The sequence below is a fragment of the Alphaproteobacteria bacterium LSUCC0396 genome, from assembly GCA_041228345.1.
In the GTDB taxonomy this organism is placed as follows: domain Bacteria; phylum Pseudomonadota; class Alphaproteobacteria; order Puniceispirillales; family Puniceispirillaceae; genus UBA3439.
Genome location: CP166131.1, coordinates 1,561,446 through 1,586,327 on the forward strand (window position 1 = coordinate 1,561,446; position 24,882 = coordinate 1,586,327).

Annotated in this window: 23 protein-coding genes; 18 read left to right on the forward strand and 5 right to left on the reverse strand. The window is 51.9% G+C overall.

Annotation, left to right across the window (positions count from 1 at the left end; all coding sequences use genetic code 11):
* Nucleotides 1-52: 52 nt before the first annotated feature.
* Entirely contained in the window at nucleotides 53-1,603 is a 1,551-nt protein-coding gene (gene ubiB, locus AB8881_07475) for a 2-polyprenylphenol 6-hydroxylase (protein XDZ62394.1), read from the reverse strand.
* Nucleotides 1,573-2,394, reverse strand: a complete 822-nt coding sequence (gene ubiE / locus AB8881_07480) for a bifunctional demethylmenaquinone methyltransferase/2-methoxy-6-polyprenyl-1,4-benzoquinol methylase UbiE (protein XDZ62395.1) — start codon at nucleotides 2,392-2,394, stop codon at nucleotides 1,573-1,575. The genes ubiB and ubiE overlap by 31 nt, the downstream gene beginning before the upstream one ends.
* A 150-nt stretch (nucleotides 2,395-2,544) precedes the next feature.
* Here ubiE and mutM point away from each other — a divergent pair, with 150 nt between their 5' ends.
* From mutM to AB8881_07550, 14 genes are all read left to right on the forward strand, one after another.
* Entirely contained in the window at nucleotides 2,545-3,384 is an 840-nt protein-coding gene (mutM, locus tag AB8881_07485) for a bifunctional DNA-formamidopyrimidine glycosylase/DNA-(apurinic or apyrimidinic site) lyase (GenBank protein XDZ62396.1), read from the forward strand.
* A gap of 41 nt (nucleotides 3,385-3,425) precedes the next feature.
* Nucleotides 3,426-3,824 (forward strand): hypothetical protein, encoded by a 399-nt coding sequence (locus AB8881_07490; GenBank protein XDZ62397.1) that lies wholly within the window; start codon nucleotides 3,426-3,428, stop codon nucleotides 3,822-3,824.
* A 156-nt stretch (nucleotides 3,825-3,980) separates the two neighbouring features.
* Nucleotides 3,981-4,247 carry a 30S ribosomal protein S20 gene (rpsT, locus tag AB8881_07495; GenBank protein ID XDZ62398.1) on the forward strand — a complete coding sequence of 89 codons (267 nt, stop codon included), beginning with the start codon at nucleotides 3,981-3,983 and terminating at the stop codon, nucleotides 4,245-4,247.
* Nucleotides 4,248-4,772: 525 nt separating this feature from the next.
* The gene (dnaA, locus tag AB8881_07500; GenBank protein XDZ62399.1) at nucleotides 4,773-6,299 is read left to right on the forward strand and encodes a chromosomal replication initiator protein DnaA; all 1,527 of its coding nucleotides are present in this window, start codon (nucleotides 4,773-4,775) and stop codon (nucleotides 6,297-6,299) included.
* A 177-nt stretch (nucleotides 6,300-6,476) separates the two neighbouring features.
* Nucleotides 6,477-7,580, forward strand: a complete 1,104-nt coding sequence (dnaN, locus tag AB8881_07505) for a DNA polymerase III subunit beta (GenBank protein XDZ62400.1) — start codon at nucleotides 6,477-6,479, stop codon at nucleotides 7,578-7,580.
* Between the two features lie 7 nt (nucleotides 7,581-7,587).
* Nucleotides 7,588-8,826, forward strand: a complete 1,239-nt coding sequence (gene recF, locus AB8881_07510; GenBank protein XDZ62401.1) for a DNA replication/repair protein RecF — start codon at nucleotides 7,588-7,590, stop codon at nucleotides 8,824-8,826.
* Entirely contained in the window at nucleotides 8,823-11,252 is a 2,430-nt protein-coding gene (gene gyrB / locus AB8881_07515) for a DNA topoisomerase (ATP-hydrolyzing) subunit B (GenBank protein ID XDZ62402.1), read from the forward strand. The genes recF and gyrB overlap by 4 nt, the downstream gene beginning before the upstream one ends.
* Nucleotides 11,253-11,307: 55 nt before the next feature.
* On the forward strand, nucleotides 11,308-12,585 hold the full coding sequence (locus AB8881_07520) for an ActS/PrrB/RegB family redox-sensitive histidine kinase (GenBank protein XDZ62403.1): 1,278 nt from the start codon (nucleotides 11,308-11,310) through the stop codon (nucleotides 12,583-12,585).
* A 118-nt stretch (nucleotides 12,586-12,703) separates the two neighbouring features.
* The gene (locus tag AB8881_07525; GenBank protein XDZ62404.1) at nucleotides 12,704-13,234 is read left to right on the forward strand and encodes an ActR/PrrA/RegA family redox response regulator transcription factor; all 531 of its coding nucleotides are present in this window, start codon (nucleotides 12,704-12,706) and stop codon (nucleotides 13,232-13,234) included.
* A gap of 83 nt (nucleotides 13,235-13,317) precedes the next feature.
* Nucleotides 13,318-13,524, forward strand: a complete 207-nt coding sequence (locus tag AB8881_07530; GenBank protein ID XDZ62405.1) for a DUF1737 domain-containing protein — start codon at nucleotides 13,318-13,320, stop codon at nucleotides 13,522-13,524.
* Entirely contained in the window at nucleotides 13,517-14,701 is a 1,185-nt protein-coding gene (gene metZ / locus AB8881_07535) for an O-succinylhomoserine sulfhydrylase (protein ID XDZ62406.1), read from the forward strand. The genes AB8881_07530 and metZ overlap by 8 nt, the downstream gene beginning before the upstream one ends.
* Before the next feature lie 38 nt (nucleotides 14,702-14,739).
* The gene (locus AB8881_07540) at nucleotides 14,740-14,901 is read left to right on the forward strand and encodes a hypothetical protein (GenBank protein ID XDZ62407.1); all 162 of its coding nucleotides are present in this window, start codon (nucleotides 14,740-14,742) and stop codon (nucleotides 14,899-14,901) included.
* A 4-nt stretch (nucleotides 14,902-14,905) separates the two neighbouring features.
* Entirely contained in the window at nucleotides 14,906-16,159 is a 1,254-nt protein-coding gene (locus AB8881_07545; protein ID XDZ62408.1) for a malonyl-CoA decarboxylase, read from the forward strand.
* A gap of 33 nt (nucleotides 16,160-16,192) precedes the next feature.
* Complete coding sequence (locus AB8881_07550) at nucleotides 16,193-17,701, forward strand: malonyl-CoA synthase (protein ID XDZ62409.1); 1,509 nt, start codon at nucleotides 16,193-16,195, stop codon at nucleotides 17,699-17,701.
* 53 nt (nucleotides 17,702-17,754) lie between these two features.
* On the opposite strand, the gene AB8881_07555 is transcribed toward AB8881_07550, so the two are convergent.
* Complete coding sequence (locus tag AB8881_07555) at nucleotides 17,755-18,183, reverse strand: heme-binding protein (protein XDZ62410.1); 429 nt, start codon at nucleotides 18,181-18,183, stop codon at nucleotides 17,755-17,757.
* Nucleotides 18,184-18,374: 191 nt separating this feature from the next.
* Entirely contained in the window at nucleotides 18,375-19,715 is a 1,341-nt protein-coding gene (locus AB8881_07560) for an NAD(P)H-dependent oxidoreductase (protein ID XDZ62411.1), read from the reverse strand.
* Between the two features lie 235 nt (nucleotides 19,716-19,950).
* On the opposite strand from AB8881_07560, the gene AB8881_07565 reads away from it, so the two are divergent.
* From AB8881_07565 to AB8881_07575, 3 genes are all read left to right on the forward strand, one after another.
* A complete protein-coding gene (locus AB8881_07565; GenBank protein ID XDZ62412.1) occupies nucleotides 19,951-20,535 on the forward strand; it encodes an OmpA family protein in 585 nt (194 codons plus the stop codon).
* A gap of 202 nt (nucleotides 20,536-20,737) precedes the next feature.
* Nucleotides 20,738-21,484 (forward strand): sulfite exporter TauE/SafE family protein, encoded by a 747-nt coding sequence (locus tag AB8881_07570; GenBank protein XDZ62413.1) that lies wholly within the window; start codon nucleotides 20,738-20,740, stop codon nucleotides 21,482-21,484.
* Nucleotides 21,485-21,574: 90 nt separating this feature from the next.
* A complete protein-coding gene (locus tag AB8881_07575) occupies nucleotides 21,575-23,110 on the forward strand; it encodes a class I adenylate-forming enzyme family protein (GenBank protein XDZ62414.1) in 1,536 nt (511 codons plus the stop codon).
* Between the two features lie 37 nt (nucleotides 23,111-23,147).
* Here the strand turns inward: AB8881_07575 and AB8881_07580 are convergent, their stop codons facing one another.
* Entirely contained in the window at nucleotides 23,148-24,362 is a 1,215-nt protein-coding gene (locus tag AB8881_07580) for an MFS transporter (protein XDZ62415.1), read from the reverse strand.
* Nucleotides 24,363-24,664: 302 nt separating this feature from the next.
* On the opposite strand from AB8881_07580, the gene AB8881_07585 reads away from it, so the two are divergent.
* Nucleotides 24,665-24,826 carry a hypothetical protein gene (locus AB8881_07585; GenBank protein XDZ62416.1) on the forward strand — a complete coding sequence of 54 codons (162 nt, stop codon included), beginning with the start codon at nucleotides 24,665-24,667 and terminating at the stop codon, nucleotides 24,824-24,826.
* The last annotated feature ends 56 nt before the right edge of the window (nucleotides 24,827-24,882 follow it).

Sequence of the window (24,882 nt, forward strand, 5' to 3'; positions counted from 1 at the left end):
AATAAAGAAAGTTATATCACAAAAAATCACAATATTTTCATTTTTTCAAAAATCACTGATAATTTGTGAAAAAACTTGCAATAGCCAATAATAACGCTAGGACCGCGACAAGGCCGGGCCAAACCGGCGCCGATGGTTTTGCCGGTTTTTGCTGATGAGCCTCAAGATCGGCAAGATATTTCGGCAAATGAGAGATGATTTGCACCGCATCATCCAAAATCTGCTCGGCACGTTTTTTCACACTGGCTTCACGCTGCATCCAAGCCTCGGCAAGTGGCCGTGATAATTGCCACATATCGGCGCCGGGGTTTAATTGCCGTGCCACGCCTTCGGCCATCATCATGGTTTTCTGCAACAGATTATATTGCGGCTGAACCTCAATTTCAAAGCGGGTGGCAAGCTGGAAAATCTGCCCAAGCACAAGACCAAGCGAGACCTCGCCAAGCGGTTTGCCCATAACCGGGTCGGCAACCGCACGAACTGATTGTGAAAACTGGTGCGTCGACACGCCCTCGCCAAGCATGCCGGCGTCTTTATGCAAACGTGCCACCATATCATAGTCGCGGTCTAGCATGGCACTTAGCAGGCGTGCCAGAAACAGCCGGTCTTGGAAATCGAGATAGCCCATAATGCCAAAATCAATCGGGACTAAAATACCGTCGGGGCGCACAAAGATATTTCCCGGATGCATATCCGCATGGAAATACCCGTCGCGGAACACCTGATTGAAAAAGCTTCTGGCGGCATATTCGGTAATTTTTTCGATATTATGTCCGGCCTTGCCCAGTCCAGCGATATCATCAATCCGGATCCCGTCCACCCATTCGATGATTAGCATCTGGCTGGTGCTGTTTTCCAGATCCACCCACGGCACATAAATACCCTCATCATCGCGCATATTATCGGCAAGGCGTCCGGCCGCTGCGGCCTCAAGGCGCAGGTCAAGCTCCATCTCAGATAGCTGGCCAAACTGTTTGACAGCCGTGACCAGATGCAGCCGCCGCAAGGCCGGTGCCAGCCATTCCAGTATCTGCGCCAGCGAGTAAAACAGCGCCGTGTCAGCCTGCATATGCTTGTGAATATCGGGGCGCAGCAATTTGACCGCCACTTCGCGCCCGTCAAATAGTGTCGCGCGATGCACTTGGGCAATTGACGCGGCGGCAACGGCAGCATCATCAAACTTGGCAAACATATCTTCAATCGGCTGGCCAATTTCACGGGCAACGATCTGGCGCGCCCGCGCGGCGGCAAAGGGTGGTAACCGGTCTTGCAGCATGGCCAAGGACTGTCCCAATGACGGGCCAATTAAATCTGCGCGTGTCGAGAGCGCCTGGCCAAATTTGATAAAGCCTGGCCCCAATCTGGCTAATGCATGACATAACGCGCCGCCAGCATCATTAACGGCACTTCGCGAGCGAACGGCTTTGTCGAGAAAGCGGCAAATCTGCCGCAGCCATCCGGGCAAAAGCGTGATATTGGCAACATGACCTAAAACGCCAGCGCGCCCCAGATGCCAGGCGATATTCGGCAAGCGTAATAACGCACGGATCATGGACAGGCTGCGCACCACCATTAATCGAGTTTCCAGCCAGAATGGATACAAGCGATCCCCGCCGACAGGCTGCGCACCCGTATCTGCACAAAACCGGCTTCGGCAAACATATCGGCAAGGACTTCCTTTGTTGGAAACTGGCGGATCGACTCGGCCAGATAGCGATAGCTGTCTGCATCACCGGCGATCATCTGGCCCATTACCGGCAGAACATTAAACGACCAGCTGTCATAAAGCCTTGCCAATGGGCGGCTTTGTACATGAGAAAATTCCAGACAGAGAAAGCGTCCGCCCGGCTTTAAAACCCGGTAGGCTTCGTTTAGTGCGGCCTGCCGGTCAGTGACATTGCGAAGCCCGAAAGCGATGGTAACAAAATCGGCGCTATGATCATCAAACGGCAGTGTTTCAGCATTGGCAACAGCCCAGCGCAGACGATGCGCCATCTTTTGCAGGTCGCGCCGTCCACGACCTGCCGCAAGCATGGCGTGATTAATATCGGTAATTACCGCCTCACCACCGCCGCTGCGCAGAAACCGTAGTGAGATATCACCAGTGCCGCCAGCCAGATCAATCAGCTTTTGATACGGTTGCGGCGCCATCCAGTCAATCATCGCGGCTTTCCACAGCCGGTGAATACCGCCACTCATGACGTCATTCATGATGTCATAGCGACTGGCAACCGAATCGAAGACGCCGCGTACCATGCGTGCCTTTTCGCCGCGCTGAACGGTGCGAAAGCCAAAATCTATGGTATCGTCATCATGGTCAGCCGCGTTATTATGTGAAACACGGTCGGTATATGAATTTTGCTGATCCGCTTTGCCAAAGGCAGGGTCTGTCATGATTAATGTCCTAAAAGAATGCAAAAAAGCCAGATTATCTATATCAGCCTGACGCCAATTCCGAAATGATCTTCACCAATTCATTTGATCGTTTTGCCGGATCACCAGATAAATGTCCCTCTATTTTCATTTTGAAACGAGCCAAATCCAATGCCTGAATTGCCCGAAGTTGAAACTGTCAAGCTAGCGCTAGTGCCCGCATTGCAGGGCCGTATGGTGCGTCAGGCCTATGTTGGCCGCAAGGATTTACGCTGGCCCCTGCCGGAAAATTTGGCCGAACGTTTGACCGGACGCTATTTTACCCAGCTTAGCCGGCGCGGCAAATATGTATTGATGACGCTTGATAATGCCGAGGTGTTGTTACTGCATCTTGGCATGTCTGGATCAATCCGTATTCACCAATCGCCACCCCAATTGGGCAAGCACGACCATTTTATGCTTGAAATGGCACCAGCGCATGATCAAGATCTAGCGTCTTATGTTGTATTGAATGATCCGCGCCGGTTTGGCTGGATTGACCTTTTTGCCGAATCGGAAATGCCGAACCACAAATTACTAAGCGGCATGGGCCCAGAGCCGCTGGGTAATGAATTTTCTGCGGCCCATCTCAAGGCCGTGTTTCAGGGCCGGACCGGCCCGATAAAGAACGCGCTTTTGAACCAGCAATTGATTGCCGGCATTGGCAATATCTATGCTAGCGAGGCCCTGTTCTATGCGGGGATTTCGCCGCGCCGCAAGGCCAGTACAATTGCTGGTCGGCGCGCCGAACGGCTGGCGGCATCGATTGTTTCGGTATTGCGCGCCGCGATTGAAGATGGCGGCACATCGCTTCGCGATCATGTGCAGCCGGGTGGCGAGATCGGCTATTTTGTCCAACGCCTTGCCGTTTATGGGCGGGCGGGAGAGCCCTGTCCGGTTTGTGCTGAACCGGTAAAGACCCTGATCCAGTCGGGCCGATCCAGTTTTTACTGTTCTCGCTGCCAAGGCTAGGTTTATAGTAAAGCTCCAGTCAATTAACAGCGGTGATCCAAATGATCCTGTCGTGTCACAAGCTTTTTACACTCATTTATCGTGGCCTTGCGAGGGCTTGCTTGTTGATCTTGCTTGGCGGCGGACTGCTTGGCGGCCAGCCAGCGTTAGCCGAGGCGCCGCAACTGCGGTGGGCAGGTGATGTGCCGATCATGCAGGGGTGGGAAATTGAACCTGAGCTGGGTTTTGCCTTTGATTCGCCGAATGGGCGTATTGTGATGATTTTTGCGTCATCGGCGGCCAGTGAAGATGCGGTTATGGCGTTCTATGGGAAAAGCTTGGCACAACTTGGTTGGACGGGCGGTGCCGGAAATTGGTCGCGTGATGCGGAAAAGCTGGTGATTGGCAAGGTTGAAACCGCGCGCGGCCCGCTTTGGCGATTAATGCTGCAACCGCGCTAGCGTCTGTTTTAAGTGTTGATTAGCGGCTGAAGCCAAGGCTGGTGTTAAAACCTGCGGTATCCGAATGATGGCAAAATCGCTTGACGATGATGGCAAAATAGGCCTATAAGCCCGCTTCAGTTACGTATTTTCGAACGACAGGGACGTAAAAACCCGATGGCAAATCATAAGTCTTCCAAAAAGCGGATCATCCGCAACGCCAACCGCGCCATGATCAATGGTGCCCGCATGAGCCGGATCCGTACTTTTGTGAAAAAAGTGGAAACAGCCATTGCATCTGGGGATGCGAATAGTGCGCGCGAGGCCCTTCGTGAGGCACAGCCGGAAATGCAGCGCGGAGTATCACGCGGTATTCTGCATAAAAATACCGTATCACGGAAAATTTCACGCCTTGCAGCCCGGGTCAAAGCCCTCGCCGCATAGGGGTGTAATCGCCGCCTACTAGGCCTTTGCTTCATCCGCGGCGGCGTGATGTTGCTGCCTAGATGCGCGAAGCATGCTTGTATTTAGGGGCGAATCACCAGCGCTGCACTGAAAAAAGCGGAAACATCATTCAAAAGCCTGCTCCTGAAAAATTGGGAGCGGGCTTTTTTGCGTTTTTTTGAGACTCAAAATGATGATGTGATGGTTGTGGGTGTAGCGTTGCCAAAACTGGTAGACGACACTTAGCGCAAAAAATTGGCATATTGGATTATCTAAACGCGATTCGGCATTTGATTGTGTTTGGTTTTTCCCTGAAATGGCGGTTTTCCGTGCAGGTTTATGTCAATAGAAATAAGCGTCATTTTAAGAGGTTTATTTTGCTCTTTACCCTTATTGCTCTCTTGCAACACAGGGCGAAAGGTCGGTATTCTCAAACTTCATCACCGGGGGTCTTAGTCGCAATATTCGTCGGCAGCCATGCCCATTAGTTGGGATGAAATTTAAACCCATTTGGAGGCGTGGCAGATGTCTGGCGATATGTCGAATAACCCTGATACAACGACAACGCTGCACGCATATACCGACGCCGCGACAAATACCCCATCCACCAGTTTGCCAACAGCGCCAGCCCCATCCGCTGCTGATGCAGATCATCCGCGCAGTGATGACAGCATCGTGCAGGCCTGTTGGGGACGTGTGAACCAGCGGATGCGCAACGACATTGGTGACGCCGCATGGCGCCATTGGATTAAGCCGCTTCGTGTTAGCCGGCTTGAGGATGGCACGTTAACGCTGGAGGCCGAGTCAACCTTGGCCCGCGAGCGGGTAAGCAGCCAATATGCCGATCGGCTGCGGGTAATTTCGGCGGCTGAATTCAGTGATCTGTCTCCGGCAATCCGGCATATTGAGGTGCGTCTTGCCGCTGGCAGGGGCCGGACCGCACAGCCGCACCGGCTCAGCGAGCAGAGGCAAGCCGCTGCACCCGTTTCCCCGGCCGCATCAAATCAACCGCGTGAGCGCAGTGACGATTTGATGGCGGGACTTGATCCGCGTTATACATTTGCTAATTTCGTTGTTGGCAAGCCGAATGAGTTGGCTTTTGCGGTTGCTCGCCGCACCGCCGAAAGCGAAAAAGTTGCGTTTAATCCCCTGTTCCTCTACGGCGGCGTTGGTCTTGGAAAAACCCATTTGATGCACGCGATTGCATGGCATATCCGCCAGCAATCCCCTGCGCGTAAAGTGCTGTATCTGTCAGCTGAAAAATTCATGTATCGCTTTGTTCGTGCGCTGCGGTTCCGCGATACGATGTCATTCAAGGAACAGTTCCGTTCGGTTGACGTGTTGATGATTGACGATGTGCAATTCATCAGCGGCAAGGATTCAACCCAAGAAGAATTTTTCCATACCTTTAATGCGCTGGTTGAAGACGGCCGTCAGGTAATCATCTCGGCAGATAAATCGCCAACTGACCTTGAGGGCATGGAAGAAAGACTTCGTTCACGCCTTGGCTGGGGCATGGTGGCCGATATCCATCCGGCGGACTATGAATTGCGGCTCGGTATCCTGCAGTCAAAGGCGGAACAGGCATCGGTCGAGGTTGCTGATAAGGTACTGGAATTCATGGCGCACCGCATTGTAAGCAATGTGCGAGAGCTTGAGGGTGCGTTAAACCGTATTCTGGCCCATGCGATGCTGGTTGGCCGTGAAATCACCATTGAGAGTGCGGCTGAACTGCTTGCCGATTTGTTGCGTGCCAGTAGCCGTCAGGTTAGCGTTGACGCCATTCAAAAGCGCGTTGCGGCGCATTATGATGTCCGGGTTAGTGAAATGTTTTCGGCGCGCCGGTCACGCGATATTGCGCGGCCGCGTCAGGTGGCGATGTATTTGGCGAAAAACCTGACATCATTATCCTATCCCGATATTGGCCGGCAATTTGGTGGCCGCGACCATACAACTGTTATGCACGCTGTTAAAACAATCGATTCACTGTCAAAAAGTGATGGCCAGCTTGCCGAAGATGTCCAGCTGCTAAAATCGATTCTGGCGGGTTAGAAACCAACATTTTCAAGGGCTGAATTTAGCCCCATGGCCATAGGGCCGCGAATCGGTAAAAATCCAATATTTTGATGCTTGTTTGTTAATCTCATGCTATATTTTGTAGATAGCGTGGATTGGCCGTTTAACGGCATCGTAACAATACGAAAACTGCCCTAAAAAAAGAGAAAGCTGATGAAACTGACCATTGATCGTATGAGCCTGTTGCGGCCCCTGGGTCATGTGCAATCTGTTGTTGAACGGCGTAACACCATTCCCATTCTGGCGAATGTTGTGCTTCGCGCTGAAGATGGCGGGTTGTCATTTACCGCGACTGATATGGACATGGATATTGCCACTGAAGTTGGCTGTTCGGTGATGACGTCTGGCACCACCACGATGTCGGCACATCTATTATATGATATCGCCCGCAAGCTGCCTGATGGTGCCGAAGTTGAAATCGCGGTCAGTGATGGCCATGCGATGGTCAGTGCGGGTCGGTCAAGCTTTCGCCTGCCAACCCTGCCGGTTGAGGATTTTCCAGCGATTAGCAGCAATGAATTGCCGGTGAATTTTTCCCTGACCGCAGCCGATATGCGCGATCTGATTGATGCAACACGCTTTGCCATCTCGACCGAAGAAACCCGTTATTATCTGAACGGCATTTATCTCCATAAAGCCGAATCTGGTGAGTTATGTGCAGTGGCAACTGATGGCCATCGTCTTGCGTTAACGCGTCAGGCATTGCCGTCAGGTGCGGCGCAAATGCCGTCAATCATCCTTCCCCGCAAGGCGGTCAGCGAATTGCGCAAGCTGCTTGATGATTTTGACGGTGATGTCGAGGTTGGTCTGTCTGAAACCCGCGCTGAATTCCGCTTTGGCGTTGTGCGGCTGACCAGTAAATTGATTGATGGCACATTCCCTGACTATACCCGGGTAATTCCGGTGGGTAATGACCGCATCATGCAGGTGGATGTAAGTGCTTTTTCCGCCGCTGTTGATCGCGTATCAACCATCGCCTCGGAAAAATCACGATCTGTTAAGATGGGGCTAAAGCCGGGAATTCTTACTCTGTCTGCCAGCAACACCGACGCGTCAAGTGCGACCGAAGAGCTGGAAGTGTCATATGATGGCGCCGAAATGGAAATCGGTTTTAATGCGCGTTATCTCTTGGATATTGCCGGTCAGGTGAACAGCGATATGGTCGAGTTTGCGCTGGCTGATCAGGGCTCGCCAAGCCTTGTCCGTGCTCCGGGTGACGAATCTAGTTTATTTGTTTTGATGCCAATGCGTGTGTGAGTGACATTTGACCAGTGTTTCGCCAAAGATAAAGCCGGTTGTCGCCCTTGAGGTCGACAATGCCAATGCCTCAAAACGCAGCTGGCTATCACGTTTGAAACTTGATCATTTTCGTAACTATCGCCGAGCTGATCTTGCAATTCATGCCGGTCAGCTAGTGATCCTTGGCGATAATGGTGCTGGCAAAACTAACCTTCTTGAGGCGGTATCATTGCTTGCGCCCGGGCGTGGAATGCGGCGCGCTAGAACCGAACATTTTGCCTACCGGGCCAATGGAATTGATATGGCGGCAGATGGCAGTGATGTGGCTGATGCTGGCCGGATGGATTGGGCGGTGGCAGCGGTTCTGGAAAATGAAGATAGCCGTGTGCAGATCGGTACTGGCGTTCCACAATCGGCGAAACAGGGCAACCGGATCATGCGTCTTGAGGGCGTGACGGTTTCGCAGGCCGAGCTTGGGTGCCGTTTGGCGGTATCATGGTTAACGCCGCAGATGGATGGTATTTTTCTGGATAGTCCGGCGGCACGGCGGCGATTTCTTGACCGGTTGGTGATTGCATTTGATCCAGCGCATATTGGCCGAATGTCACGCTATGAAAAGGCGCTTCGCCAACGCGCGCATCTCTTGGCCGAACAGCGCGGTGATGATGTGTGGTTTACCGCGCTTGAGTCGGTGCTTGCTGAAACAGCGGTGGCTGTAACGGCGGCGCGGCAATCACTGATAAAGGCATTGAACGAAGAGGCGGCACGCGGCTGGTTTGGTTTCCCGGGTGTTGAATTACTGCTTGGCGGTGATACCGAGACATGGTTGTCGGAAATGCCGGCCTTGGCGGTGGAGGATCAATTGATGCTGGCTGCGCGCACGGCGCGATTAAATGGCGAGCTATCAATGCCGGGCCCACATGGCAGCGAGTTTCAGGCGGTACATCTTGCCAGTCAGACGCCCGCAAATCGGGCCTCAACCGGACAGCAGAAAGCCATGTTGATTGCGGTCATTCTGGCTCATGCGCGGTTGCAGGATCGGCGGCTTGGGCGGGTACCGGTGATGCTGTTTGATGATGTGGCGGCACATCTGGATGCACGGCGACGCAGCGCCTTGTTCGATGCAGTGCAATGTCTTGGTGGCCAATGCTGGTACAGCGGCACTGATGACGTTCAATTTAACGAGCTTGGAAAAACAGCTCAATTTGTAAAGATTTTGCCAGCACAGGGTGCTGGCGGCACACCAGTCTTTGAGGTGATATGATGAATGATGATGAAACCCCGATCGCGGACGAAAATTACGGCGCGGATTCGATTAAGGTCCTTCGCGGGCTGGATGCGGTTCGCAAGCGGCCGGGAATGTATATCGGCGATACCGATGACGGGTCAGGCCTTCATCATATGGTTTATGAGGTGGTGGATAACGCCATTGACGAGGCGCTTGCCGGTCATTGTGATATTGTCATCGTCAAGTTGAATGCCAATGGCTCGGTCACCGTTACCGATAATGGTCGCGGTATTCCAGTTGACATCCACGCCGAAGAAGGCGTATCGGCAGCCGAGGTGATCATGACCCAGCTGCACGCTGGCGGCAAGTTTGATAATAATTCCTACAAGGTTTCGGGCGGCCTGCACGGGGTTGGCGTTTCAGTGGTTAACGCCCTGTCTGAATGGTTGGAGCTGGTTATTTTTCGGAATGGAAAACAGCACCGGATTACCTTTAAAATGGGTGATGCTGATGGGCCGCTAGAAATTATTGGTGACGCTGCAGGTGAAAGTGGAACGCACGTAACCTTCATGCCATCGACTGATATTTTTGCCCATATCAATTTTGATTTTACTACGCTTGAGCATCGTTTGCGCGAACTGGCCTTTTTGAATAGTGGTGTACGCATTCGCCTTGCTGACGAGCGCAATGCTGATGGCGCTGTATCTGAATTTTATTTTGATGGCGGTCTATCGGCGTTTGTGGAATATCTGAACCGGTCACGCAATGCCTTGCACCCGACTATTATTGCAAATAGTACCCGCGATGATATCGCTGTTGAATTGGCGCTGGCATGGACAGATTCGTTCCATGAAAACACCTTATGTTTCACCAATAATATTCCGCAACGTGATGGCGGCGCGCATCTGGCTGGTTTCCGCGGGGCAATGACCCGAGTGGTGAATAACTATGCCCAGCAAAGCGGCATTGCAAAAAAGGAAAAGGTTCAGCTAACTGGTGAAGATTCGCGCGAAGGCCTGACCGCAATTGTTTCGGTTAAAGTGCCTGATCCGAAATTCTCGTCGCAGACCAAAGATAAATTAGTATCATCCGAAGTGCGGCCAGTGGTCGAAAATGCTGTTGCTGATTGCCTGACCCAATGGTTTGAAGAACATCCCGCTGATGCCAAGCGTATCGTCTCTAAGGCCTATGAGGCGGCCGCTGCACGTGAAGCTGCAAGGAAGGCGCGCGATCTGACCCGGCGCAAAGGCATTATGGATATTGCCAGCCTTCCGGGCAAGCTGGCCGATTGCCAAGAACGTGATCCGGCAAAATCTGAAGTGTTTCTGGTTGAGGGTGATTCGGCCGGTGGTTCGGCAAAACAGGGCCGTGACCGCGCCAATCAGGCGATCTTGCCCCTGCGCGGTAAAATCCTCAATGTTGAGCGTGCGCGTCTTGATAAGATGCTGTCATCAGCCGAGATTGGCACGCTGATCACCGCGATTGGTGCGGGGGTTGGCAATGCCGAGATGGATGTTGAAAAAATCCGTTATCACAAGGTCGTTATCATGACTGATGCGGATGTCGACGGCAGCCATATCCGCACGCTTTTATTGACGTTCTTTTTCCGGCATATGCGCCCGCTGATCGAAAAGGGCTATCTCTACATTGCGCAGCCGCCGCTGTTTCGCGCCAAACGTGGGCAGTCTGAAGTGTATCTGAAAGACCAGCGCGATTTGGATATCTATCTGATGGAAGCCGGTTTGAAAGATGCTGTTTTGACAATTCCAGATGGCAGCCAGATGGCAGGGCCCGACCTTGCCGATGCGGCAAATTTAGCCGTCGCGACAAGCCGCCTTATTGAAACTGTTGGCCGTCATTTGGGCAGCCGTGATGTGATTGAACAGGCGGCGATTGCGGGCCTAATAAATCCTGAAATGTTGGGTAATGTCGAGGCTGCTGAATATCTTGCAAAACGTCTTGAGGCGAAGGCTGACAGTCTTGAGAAGGGCTGGTCTGGTGCCGTTGAGGACACAGAAAATGGTCCGGCGCTTGTCGTGCAACGCCGGCTTCGCGGTATTACCGAACGCCATGTCATTGACCGCCGGATTGTTACAACTGGCGAGGCACGCCGCCTTGATGAGGCAGCAACCCATCTGCAAACAATTTATGGCAAAGCTGCTATATTGCGGATCGCCAATCAGCAAATCACTATAAACGGCCCAACTGAATTATCACAGCTGATTTTCCAGACTGGGCGGAAAGGTGCGCAAATCTCGCGCTATAAGGGCCTTGGGGAAATGAACCCGAGCCAGCTATGGGAAACGACGCTTGATCCTGAACAGCGGATTTTGTTGCAGGTGACCATTGATCAGGAAGATGAAGCCGATAACGCGTTTTCAACGCTGATGGGCGAGGCGGTTGAAGAACGCCGTAACTTCATTCAGGAGAATGCACTTCGTGTCGCTAATCTCGACGTTTAAATCGCTATAAAATTGGCTGACTCCAGGGGGGCAAAGCCAACATAAAGGACAGATAATGCCGCTCCGGCAGTTATATTCAGGCGCCGATGCCGGTATGAGCAATCCGATTGACGTCCGGGTGATTTTGACCATCCGCTGGGTGGCGATTATCGGACAGGCGGCAGCGCTGTTGTTCACCTATTTGTTTTTGGGGCTGGATCTACCGTTATTGCCAGCTTTGGTCGTGATTAGCCTGTCGGTTGCGGTCAATCTCTGGCAGATCATGCAGCCGCCACAAAGCCGTCAAAACCACGAACAGAACTCGTTGACGCTTGGCTTTGACGTTGTCCAGCTGGCCGGCCTGCTTTACCTCACCGGCGGATTGCTCAATCCGTTTTCGGTGATGATTTTGGCGCCAGTGGTGGTGTCGGCGGCGGTATTGCGGCGTAAATCAACCTTGATGCTGATCGGTTTGGTCGCAGCTTCGGTTAGTTTTCTGGTAATTTTCAGCCACCCGCTTGACTGGCGGCAGGATGTTCAACTGCCGCCCTATTACTTGGTCGGGGTCTGGATGGCGCTGATTTTGTCCAGCTGTTTTCTGGGCGGCTATACATGGTGGGTTGCATCAAATGCGCGCCGGTTGTCGGCGGCGTTGACCGAGGCAAGATTTGCCATCGCCGAAGAGCAGCAAGTGCGGGCGCTTGGCTCGCTGGCAACGGCGGCGGCGCATAAGCTTGGATCTCCATTGAACACCATTACCGTCATTGGTCATGAGCTTGCCCGCGATATATCCCCTGATGATCCGATTTATGAGGATATCCAGCTGCTGCGTGCCGAAATTGAACGCTGCCGGGTGATTCTAAGCGAGCTTGACGTGGTTCAGGGGCGCCGCGCCATCGCCGAAGAGCCGCCAGTTCCGGTGACGTTGATTTTAGAAGAAGTGATTTATCAGCGGCTTGGCAGTGACTCAATTAATTTTGTAATCACCCATAGCGGTACCAGCGATGTTGAAATTCCGACGGTAACGCAACGTCCTGAATGGATCCATGCGCTAGAAAATCTACTGCAAAATGCCAAACAATTTGCAGTTCACGAGGTCAATATCCATATAGAGTGGAGCGCCGATGATATCGGGATCAAAATCGGTGATGACGGCCCGGGGTTTTCAGCCTCAATTTTGGCGCAGGCGGGGCAGCCTTGGAATAGTAGCCGCCGGGGTAAAGGCGGGCATCGCGGCTTGGGTCTATTTATCGCGCGTAGCTTAATCGAGTCGATTGGCGGGTCGGTAAAGTTTGGAAATGCGATCGGCGGCGGCAGCATGGTTGAAGTGAGTGTGCCGCGGTCGGTCTTGTAATAAAGGCACCGTTATAAAGGCCTCTAATGAGGGCAGTGATCGTCACATTTTTATAAGGTTGGCTGGGCAGGAACCGGGCCGTTTCATTGATAGAGGTTTTCACAAGGTGGAGATGGTTGTGACAGATAAAACACTATTGATTCTTGACGATGATGCACCGCTTCGTGGCCGGTTGCGCCGCGCGATGGAAGTCCGCGGTTTTGAGGTGATGGATGCTGGCACAGTTCAAGAAGGTGTTGAGATGGTGCGCAAAACGCCGCCTGCCTTTGCCATTCTTGATATGAAGCTAGAAGACGGTACCGGCCTGACACTGGTTCAAGAATTACGCAAAAAACGCGCCGATTGCCGCATCGTTATGTTGACCGGCTTTGGCAATATCGCCACCGCCGTGGCCGCGGTAAAGGCGGGCGCATTGGATTATCTGCCAAAACCTGCTGATCCTGATCAGATTAACGCCGCGCTTATGCAATCAGGCGATGAAATGCCGCCACCACCCCAAGACCCGATGAGTGCTGATCGGGTTCGCTGGGAGCATATTCAGCGGGTCTATGAGCAATGCGGGCGCAACGTATCCGAGACGGCACGCCGTCTTCGAATGCACCGCCGCACATTGCAACGTATCTTAAGCAAGCACGCACCGCGTGATTGACCTTCGTCATCCATCCGATTAAACCAACTGAATAGGCTAGCCGGTTACCGCAAGGCCTTCTGGATGGTTTTGGGAAAATCAAAATGCAAAAATCATATCGCTTTTTGAGCGGCGTCGATGATGCCGCCTTTTGTCAGCGCGTTTCGGATGTGCTTGCTGAGGGTTATGTTTTATATGGTAATCCGGTAATGGTCATGGATAATGGCAGCCGGATTGTCGGTCAGGCGGTTATTTTGCCAGATGTGGCAAACGGCCAGGATGCAGCGAACAGGAACAGCAGCCGTGACTGAAAAGGATTATCAAATAGCCACAAAGCTAGTGCGTGGCGGTCAGCACCGGTCAGAAAATCGCGAAACCTCAGAAGCGTTATATATGACGTCTGGTTTTGTTTATGATTCGGCCGAGCAGGCGGCGGCGGCGTTTCGTGATGAGATTGATACATTTGTCTATTCGCGTTATGGCAACCCGACTGTCAAGATGTTCGAGCAGCGTCTGGCGTTGCTTGAAGGTGCTGAGGCGTGCCGCGCCACGGGCACCGGTATGGCGGCTGTATTTGGGGCGCTTGCCTGCCAGCTGGAAAGCGGCGACCGTATTGTTGCCAGCCGCGCCCTGTTTGGTGCCTGTCATGCCATTGTTACGAAAATCCTGCCAAAATGGGGGGTCAAGACCGAGCTTGTCGACGGAACTGATCTTTCCGCATGGCAAGCCGCATTAAAAACGCCGGCCAAGCTGGTGTTTCTGGAAAGCCCATCAAATCCGGTTCTCGAACTTGTTGATATTGCCGCGGTAAGCGCGCTTGCGCATAAGGCGGGGGCGGTTGTTGTGGTCGATAATGTGTTTGCCTCGCCGCTTTATCAAAAGCCGCTGGAGCTTGGCGCTGACATCGTTATTTATTCGACAACGAAACATATTGACGGTCAGGGTCGATTGCTGGGTGGCGCGGTTCTTGGCAAGGCCAGCTTTGTCGAAGATGTGTTTTTGCCTTTTTACCGTCAGACCGGTGCAGCAATCAGCGCCTTTAACGCTTGGGTGATGTTAAAATCACTGGAAACATTGCCGCTGCGGGTGGCGGCACAAACTGAAAATGCGCATCATGTGGCGGCGTTTTTACATGCGCATCAAAAGGTAAAATCGATCCGTTACCCCGGGCATGAAAGCCATCCACAGCATGACCTTGCCAAACGTCAGATGAGTGGCTTTGGCAATATGCTGGCGTTTGAAATTGACGGGGATCAGGGAACGGCCTTCCGCTTTTTAAATGGCCTGCAACTGATCGATATCTCGAATAATCTTGGCGATTCAAAATCGCTGGCCTGTCACCCCTTTACCACGACGCACGCTAATCTAAGTGATGAAGATCGCGCCAGCCTGAATATAACGCCAAGCCATGTCAGGCTGTCGGTTGGGCTGGAGGATAAGATTGATTTGATTGCCGATCTTAAGGCGGCTCTGGCGGCAGCGGGCTGAGGTTTTTGACGCGCCCGCTAAACAAAGTTTGATTATCAATGATCGAAAGCGACGCATTTGCCCTGATGCCGCGTTACCTTGTGATGCTGCGTTGGTTGACCTATATTGAAACAGGCGGGATTTTTAGGTTAAAAAATGCCCAAAAGGCTGAATTTGATTGTCTTGAAACGGCTGTCTTCCAATTTGAATTAAAGGACTAGTTGCGTGAATTTTTTTGCTGATATCCTGTCCAGCCTATTTGACCGCAAACTTGGTCTGGTTAGTCGTGCAAAGGATGATAATCAGCCCATTGATGTATTGTGCCAGGCGTTATTATCGAGCCGCGGTGACGTATCAGGCATGTCACTGGCGCAGCTTATCCTTGATCGATATGCCGCCCTTGATGACGCTGATAAACTGGCGTGGTTTTCACTTTTGGCAAACGATATGGATGTGCCAACCGATATGGCGATTGCCGCGATTAAAGCCTATCAGACTACCCCATCAGCAAAAAGCTATGAGGATATGATTGCAACGGTTGAGCCGGCAAGATTGCAATTGATCCGGCGGTTAAATCAGACGCATGACGCCACCGCAAAACTGGTGAAAATGCGCGAAGATTTGATCCGGTTTCTTCCCGAACACCCGCATCTGGGCAAATTGAATGTCGATTTCAAACATCTGTTTGCCTCATGGTTTAATCGGGGTTTTCTGGTGCTGCGGCCCATAAGCTGGTCAAGCCCGGCGGATATTCTGGAAAAAATCATCACTTATGAATCGGTCCATGAAATTGAAAACTGGGATGATTTACGTCGCCGGTTACAGCCCGAAGATCGGCGTTGTTTTGCTTTTTTCCATCCGGCAATGCCTGATGAACCGCTGATTTTTGTCGAGGTTGCCCTGACCAAAGGAACACCGAACTCGATCCAGACGATCCTGCTTGAAAATCGCGACGTGATACCGGCTGAAAAAGCCGACACGGCGACCTTTTATTCAATCTCGAACTGTCAGGCTGGCCTTGCTGGCATTTCCTTTGGCAATTCATTGATTAAGACAGTGGTTCAACATCTGCTTCGCGAGCTGCCGCAGATTCGCAATTTTGTGACCTTGTCGCCGATCCCGGGATTGGTGAAATGGCTTCGTGAATCTGGCCAGTTTGACGCCGATGCCACGGCTGAAACTCATCGGCAGCAGGCGGCGTATTATCTGTTGAATGCCAAACATCATAACGGCCAGCCTCGTGATCCGGTGGCGCGCTTTCATCTGAATAATGGCGCGCTTATTGGGGCGGTTCACGCAAATGCTGACAAGTCGAAAAATGGCATAGCGCAATCTTGTGGTGTCATGGTAAATTATCGGTATGATCTGTCCCGGATCAGCGAAAATCATGAAGCTTTCGCCAATCAACAAACCGTGATCGCAGAAAAACCGGTAAAGGCTTTAGCGGCTGAAATTGAAATCGCCGATCCAGCCGCCTAGCGGTTTGGTTTGATATTTTTGTAGGAATTTTTTATGTCGAATTTGCTGTATGACCGTCTGTTTGGGTGCCATCAGGGTGAAGAAAAGCCATTTTTAATTTTTGCTGATGGCGCGCAGCAATCCTATGACAGTTTCCTGCGTCAGACGGCGCGTTTTGCGAATGTAATCGAAGCGATCGGGCTTGAGGTTGGTGATCGGCTTGCCGCGCAGGTTGAAAAATCTGCCGAGGCGCTGGCGCTCTATGCAGCTTGTGTCCAGTCGGGGGTGATTTTCCTGCCGTTGAATACAGCTTACACACCTGCTGAAGTGTCCTATTTTGTTGGTGATTCAGGGGCCAAGCTGGTTGTTGCTGATCAGAATTTTGATCTGGAGCTGGTGGCGCGTGAACATGGCGCTGCACTGGAGCGTTTGAACGCCGACGGCAGTGGCAGCTTTACCGAGCGTGCGGCGACCGCCAGCGAAACTTTTGCGACTGTGCCGCGTGGTGCCGATGATCTGGCGGCCTTTCTTTACACATCCGGTACAACCGGCCGCTCAAAAGGCGCGATGTTGACGCAGAATAACCTGTTGTCCAATGCCGAAACGCTGATCGGTGAATGGCGGTTTGACGAGCATGATGTGCTGCTGCATGCGCTGCCAATTTTTCACACGCATGGCCTATTTGTTGCGACCAATATTATCCTGCTGGCGAAGGCAAGCATGATTTTCCTGCCAAAGTTTTCTGCTGATATGGTGATTGACGCTTTGCCAAAGGCGACCTCGATGATGGGCGTCCCAACCTTCTATACAAGGTTGCTTGATGATCCACGGTTGACGCCTGATCTGACGGGTCATATGCGCCTGTTTATTTCGGGAAGTGCGCCATTACTGGCGGAAACCCATATCCAGTTTGAAAGCCGTACCGGGCACCGTATCCTTGAACGCTATGGCATGACCGAAACCAATATGAACACATCGAACCCCTATGATGGCGCGCGGCGTGCGGGCACAGTCGGTATGGCGCTCCCCGGTGTCGATATGAAAATCACCAATCCAGATACCGGCGAAACCTTGGCTGATGGGGAAATTGGTCAGATTGAAGTGCGCGGGCCTAATGTGTTTGTCGGCTATTGGAATATGCCAGAAAAAACGCGCGAAGAATTGCGTGAGGACGGGTTCTTTATCACTGGCGATTTAGGTCGCATTGATGAATTTGGCTATTTGCAGATTGTTGGCCGGAACAAGGATCTGATTATTTCAGGTGGTTATAACATCTACCCAAAGGAAATTGAGCTTATCCTTGATGAACAGCCGGGCATTCTGGAAAGCGCAGTGATTGGGGCACCGCACCCTGATTTTGGCGAGAGCGTCATCGGCATTCTGGTTGCTGATGGCAGCCAGCCGGTTGATCTTGAGGCCATTGAAGCCTCGCTCGGTAAGACATTGGCACGCTTTAAGCAGCCCCGCAAATTGATCTTGGTCGATGCATTGCCGCGCAATACGATGGGCAAGGTGCAGAAAAATATTCTTCGTGACGAGTTTGGCGCAGCCTTTCAAAGCTGACCTAAATCGCGGCCATATAGATAGTACAAGTGCGCGGCAATAAAGCCCGTGGCCTAGCCAGTTTCGGCAACCAGACCAGCTGCCGCAATACCGGCAAGCGCGGCGGCTTCGTCATTATCCGATGTGTCGCCAGAAATGCCAACGGCACCAAGCAGTTTGCCATCAGCATCACGAATTAGAACGCCGCCTGGTACCGGCACAAAATCACCATCGGCAAGGCCGTTCATCGCTTGAATGAAATAGGCTTGCTGTTCGGCGCGCGCCATCAATGCGCGTGTGCCCATGCCAATCTTGATTGCGGCATTGGCCTTGCCGTGAGCGATGCGCCAGCGCATCTGGCTGACCCCATCTTCTGATGAACAGGCAACAAGCGATGTGCGCGGGTCCAGAACAATCACGCTAATTGGCTTGAGGCCAAGTTCACGCCCCTTGACAAGGCTGGCTTCAGTGATAATACGGGCTTGATCCAATGTTACTGACATAAGAAATTCCTTTGATGGTTATAGGCCTAAAAAAAGCGGACGTATCTGTATCTAGGCCGGATGCAGTTTGACTGGGGGAAGCCTGTCCCTTTGTTCGATTTCTGTTGTAGCGGCATTGCCGCTTTCGGGCAAGATCGTCTGGTCGAGATCGTCTGGTCGAGACGATTTGGCCAAGATCGTGAGGTCAAAGCCTAGCCAGCAAGCATGGCAGTGGTTTTTTCGCGCATCTTGTAGGCTGGTGAGGTCGTTTCGATCTCGACATCATCAAGGCTGATCGGCTGGTCTTTTTTGACCGGACGCACCAGCTTGACGTGATTGGCAAGCCCCAATGGCAGATAGTTATTTGCCACTGATATGGCGGCCGGACGTACCCCACCATAAATGGTAAACCCGCCCTCGCCATCCAGCATACTGCCCGCACCAAGATCGGCCTTGGCGATTGCGGGCACATCAGCGTTGAAGCAGGTTGCCGCCCCCGTCGCCTCGCGGCGCAGCCCAACTGACGCCACCGACATGCCAAGCTCTAGCCCGATAAGATGCCATTTTTTATAAAGGCTCATATAGCGGCCAGTTGTGTCGGTAACGACCTTATATTCCTCAAAACAATTGCGGATGTAATCATTATCGGCCTCAATCGCCACCCAGACGCCTTTGCGGATATCATGCGGAATTTCGGCGCCATCTTCGGTAAGGCAGGAAATCACCTCGACAAGCCCATCACATTCAAGCACGCCGCCGGCTGATTTTGGCCGCATCAGATTAGGGATATCATCAACCCCACCTGGCGGAAATGCCAAGCCGTTTGTAGGCACGCCAAGACCGGTAGCATTGGCAATGGCGGCCGATTCAATTGCCGGTTTTGAGCCGTCAAGAAACGAATTAAACATTTTTGGATTCAACCGGCCCCGTTCGGCCTGTTCGGCGGTAAGCCCCCAATAGTTCCAGATTGTCTCGGGTGTTGAAAACCGATATTCGGGAAGCCATTTATGCCCACGCCCTGCGGCGGTAACCTTAAAACCGCAGGTGCGCGCCCAATCAACAAGCTCGCAAGTCAGTGCAGGCTGGTCGCCATAGGCCATCGAATAAACAACACCTGCCTCAATTGCAGCTTGGCTTAGGCCGGGGCCACAAAAGGCATCAGCCTCAACCGTGACATTGATCACATCCTTGCCATGCGCATAAGCGGTTACGATATGATGCACCGCGGCAACCGGATCGCCGGTACATTCAACAATTATATCAATGGCCGAATGGCTGACCAGCGCTTGCCAATCATCGCCAACAAAGCTGGCGCCAGTTTGCAGGGCGTCATCTAGCGAGGCGGCACTGTATTTTTCCGTGGGCCAGCCAACATAGGCAAGGTTCGAGCGCGCGTTTGCCGGGTTAAGATCGGCAATGCCAACAATATGAATACCGGGTAAACGGTTGGCTTGTGCCAAAAACATACTACCAAATTTACCGGCACCGATCATGCCAATGCGAATGGGGTTCCGGTCAGCCTCGCGTTGCTGAAGTTTACTAAAAAGGTTCATGCTACCGGCTCCGGTGTCTCTTTTTATGGGATTTGTTTTGTAAAAAACTAGCCTTCTCGTTAAAGGGTATCGGCCTTGTGACATTGCGACAAGCCTATTTTATGGCCGATTTTGCAATCTTAACGCCGAGAATGCCGTTATTAAAAAATCAATCGACCGGCCTTACAAAAACCTGAATAGGGTCGTTACAAGAACTGCAAGAAGACCAAACATAATAGACAAAACGGGCTGAAACATGATGATGATCCGCCGTGCAATGGGAGCCGCCCTGATCGGGCTGTGGCTGGGTGGCTGTAGCGTCGTTGTGTTTGAAGATGGGCCAGCCTGCCCTGCGGATACCGCCTGTCCGGTTGGCGTGACGGCGCCCGATATTGCGCCTGATCCAGCAATTGCGCTGGCCGAGCAGGTTCCACAACCAGCGCCACAACCATCACTATCTCAGCCGGTGGCAGCAGATCAATCAGACCCCAAAAGCGATGTTATTATTGATGGCTATCGCAGCTATTTCGATTATGACAGCGCCGCGTTAAGCCAAGAGACCCTGTCTGGATTGGTGTTTATTGCGGATCATCTAAAGGCCAACCCGGCCATGCACATCCTGATCGAAGGTCATTGTGATGAGCGTGGTACCCGTGACTATAATATTGCGCTTGGGCATAAACGCGCAAATGCGGTGCGGATGCAGCTTGCCAAATTGGGGATTGATCGCCGCCGCATAAAGACCCAATCCTTTGGCAAGGAACGGCCAGAGGTGCTTGGCGCAACGGCTGCGGCTTGGGCTAAAAACCGCCGAACAGTGATCCGCTTGCAAAATAACTAAACCGGCTGATAACGTCCGGTCCAATGATCGAGTGCGCCCAATGATCAGATGATACGAACTATAATGGCGACGGCTGTTTGCAGGCTTGCCGTTTTGGGGCTTTCTTGTCACTCTTCGGCAATGTACCCGTTTGTTCCTAATCTTATTTTTGGCCGAGAGCTGATTGCCGTCACTCTGGCGGTGAAGCACGATCCGCAATTACATGATGTCAATCATGGCTGATCCGGGCTTGCTGATTTTGGTTGCGCTGGCATTTTGCCTTGCTGGATTTGTCAAAGGTGTTGTCGGGCTCGGCTTGCCGACGGTTAGTCTTGGCCTGTTGTCTTTGGCGGTTACCTTGCCGACGGCGATGGCACTTTTGGTAATCCCATCATTGGCGACAAATATCTGGCAAGCGCTGGCCGGCGGCCAATTTAAAGCATTGCTGCGGCGGTTATGGCTGTTTTTGCTAATGGCGGTAATGATGGTTCATGTTGGCGCGTGGATTTTCAGCCATGTCGATATTATCATGCTTCATCGCGGGTTAGGGGCGCTATTATTGCTCTATTCCCTTTCCAGCCTAATGACAAAAACCCTAGAAATACCGCCGCGCTTAGAGATGTTTCTAGGGCCAGTTTGCGGTGCAATAAATGGGGTATTAACCGGTCTGACGGGCACATTATTTGTACCGGGGGTGATGTTTCTACAGTCAATTGGCCTTGGGCGTGATGCGCTGGTTCAGGCGATGGGAATGTTGTTCGCTGCATCAACCGCGTCATTGGGACTGGCCCTATACCGGCATGGTCTAATGCCGGTATCACTTGGCCTGATGTCGGGCGCGGCTCTGGTGCCGGCATTGATTGGAATGCAGCTTGGTCTACTAGTCCGCCATCGCCTGTCGCAGGAATTTTTCCGGCGGTTGTTTTTGGTCGCGCTAGGCGGGTTAGGTGGTTATATTTTGCTGTCGTAAATGTCTCTTAAATAGCGGTTATCTTGCCTGATCTGTGAATGTTTTTTCCCACTCAAAAACGGTTAAGGCGACGATTTAAAGGAAGTTTCAATGTCTCAAGTCATGATGCCAATTGATAATTTTTTCAGGTCCGCAGCACGCTGGCCGGATCGGATTGCAGTTGAAATCAGTAATGGTGCTAATCAGCGAAGCATCAGCTATGCCGAACTCGCCGCGTCGGTAAATGCGCTTGCAGCCGGGTTGCAGACGATTGATCCAGCCCCGCAAAGCCGCGTTGGGATCTGCGCATATAATAGTTTTGAGCATCTTCTTGGCTGGCTTGCGGCCTATGCTGCTGGCAAGGTTTGGGTACCGTTGAACCCGCGTAATGGCCGCGATGAGCTTGACCGGATTATTGATCTTACCACGCCAAGCATCATTATTTTTGATGCTGATTGCGGTGAAAAATTTGGGCCAAACGCCGCACATCTTCTTGTCGGAAAAGATGGGGTGGATGCGGTGCGTGCGAACAGTGTGATGGCAAATCTGCTGACGGCTAATGCAGGCAAGATGCCACGCCGCTATCCGGTTAATTCTGACGATTTGCAGGCGATTAAATTTACCGGCGGTTCATCAGGAATGCCGAAAGGTGTGATGCAAACATATCGTGTATTCAACAGCTGTATCGCCTCGATGATTGCGTCATTTGGGTTTGATATGAATGATCGTCACTTGCTGGCGGCACCGATGACGCATGGCGCCAATACGATGATCTTGCCAATTTTTGCGGTTGGTGGCACGCAGCTATTCATGGGTCAGCCAAGCCCCAGTGCTATCTTGGAGGCCATTTCGTCCATGCGGGCGACGACGATTTTTGTGCCGCCAACGGTTTGCTATATGATGCTTGAAGATGACCGGATTGATGAAATTGACCTTTCATCATTACGCCATTTTATTATTGGCGGTGCGACGATAAGGCCGGATGTTGTGGCGCGGGCAATGCCGATTTTCAATCATGCGATGGAAACCTGTTTTGGCCAGACGGAGGTGCCGCAGATTGCCATCTGTATGCGTGCTGATGACTGGCAAGATCCGGCGAATCACGCATCAACTGGACGCGCCACGGTAATGACGCAAATCGGGATTATGGACGCCGCCGGCACTCTATTGCCCGCGGGCGAGACTGGCGAGCTGGTGCTGGCTGGTGATCTTGTCATGAAGGGTTATTACAAAATGCCGGAAAAAACCGCCGAAACCATTATTGATGGATGGCTGCATACCGGCGATGTTGGCTATGTTGATGAGCGCGGTTTTGTCTTTATTAAGGACCGGATTCGCGATGTGGTTGTTACTGGCGGGTTCAATGTTTATCCAAACGATGTTGAGGCGGTGCTTGGCCAGCATCCCGATGTTGTCGAATGTGTTGTTTTTGGCCTGCCAGACGATAAATGGGGTGAGGCGGTTCACGCCGCGGTCGAGCTATCGAAACTGGCGAGCTGTGATGAGGCAGCATTGATCGATTTTGTTAAATCACGGCTTGATTCTATCAAAGCCCCAAAACGGATTCATATTACCGATGCGTTGCCCCGAAGCCCGGTAGGCAAGGTGCTGCGCCGTGAAGCTAAAATCGCCTTTGCCACTCACTAGGCTGGTGCCCGATCAGTCATATCTATCCAGTGTATAACTATTCGGCTGGCGCGTGATCAAGGCGTTGGTCGCTTTGCTGTTGCGGCAGGATGACCGCCGCTAGCACGATCAGAACCGCAACGGCACTCATGATGGTAAATAATGTCGTCATCGAAAACCCAGCTTGCAATATCAATCCACAGGCTGGCAAAACACTGGCACCAATTGTGAGGTTGAGTAAAAATTTCACGCTGAAAACACGCCCCCGCCACGCATCTGGCACATAGCGCGACAAGATAGCATCGGTGATCGGGATCTGACCAAACACGAAACTCATTGCCAAAAGCATCGCAACAAACAGGGCAAGATCATTGAATTGTGCTGCCAGATAGATGAACAGAACCTGACCAACCGCCATAATGAATAGAATATTTTTGGGTGAATAGCGATCAATCAGCCAGCCAATGGCAATTTGCGAAAATGATGCCACCGCATAGACCAGCGATGCCAACAGACCGGTTATGGCAACAGATGTCGAAATATTGGTCATTGAAATTTCAAAATAGCGCGGCACAACAAAGGTCATCGCGCCAAAGATAAAGCCGCCACTAGCGGTTGATAACGCCATTGCGGCAAGCGCCCGCTTCCAGTTTGGGGCAAAGGAATCAGCCGCGCTGGCGCGGGCTTTTGCCGGGCCATCCTGATCTGGTTTTAACGCCCGGGCAAAGGCCATTCCATAAAAAAGGCAAAACACACCGGGCAGAATAAAGCAGAGCCGCCAGTCACCAACGGTTAGCAATAGCCCGGTAATTAACGGCGCAGCGGCGACTCCCATATTTCCAAAAACACCATTAACCCCGAGGCGATAACCGATAAATTTATTGCTTTTGACAAGCATCGGAATACCAACCGGATGATAAATAGCGGCAAAAATACCAATAACGCCAATCGCCGCAGCAAGATGATATATGCTTTGCGACAGGCCAGCCATTATCGCCCCGATGCCGATGCCAAAATGGAAAGTTACCATTAAGAGCGAGCGCGAAAAACGGTCGGCAAGCTGGGCGGCGACAGGTGCCATGCCGCCAAACAGCACAAAGCCAATTGCGCCGTAAACGATAATTTCGTCATAGGTAAATCCGAAATACCGACCCGCATCATATGCCGCTTTTGCAAAAATCAGCATGATGAAATGGTCAAGGAAATGACTGATATTGATATAGATGTCATCCACCGCTTTGGCACGGAACGGGCGCGTTATACTGTCAATCATCTCAGGTTTCCTGTCACACCGCTGGCTTTAAAAGCCCATCTATTAACAACAAGATCCAAAAATATAGTCCTCGGATGAAAAAAGAGTGGCCTGTCTTCGGTTCTATGGCAAGTCTCAAAACATATCGCCGGCTGGTTTAAAAATTTAGGCGGTCACGAGGTTTCGTGGCGCTATGCCGCCAGAACTAATTAAATTTAACTAAGTAAATTTAAACAATCAAATTTATCCGGCCTATCATGCGGGTTTTCATGGTAATTGCCGCCGCTGTCCGGCTAGAGTGAAGCCGGTGGGGTGCTTTCGCGGTGAATATAGGATCAGATATGCGTGAGGATGAGTCCGAACAGCCATTGACCGAACATCTTGTCGATCAATTTGCGTCTTATTTCCTGATCACCATGCTTGCATTTCATCTGGTTGGCTACATGAAAAAACAATATGAAAAACGGCACGCCGAAGAGCGTTAGATAGCATCACGCGCCTAGATCAATCATCGCAAATGCAATGAGTATGATCCGAGGGG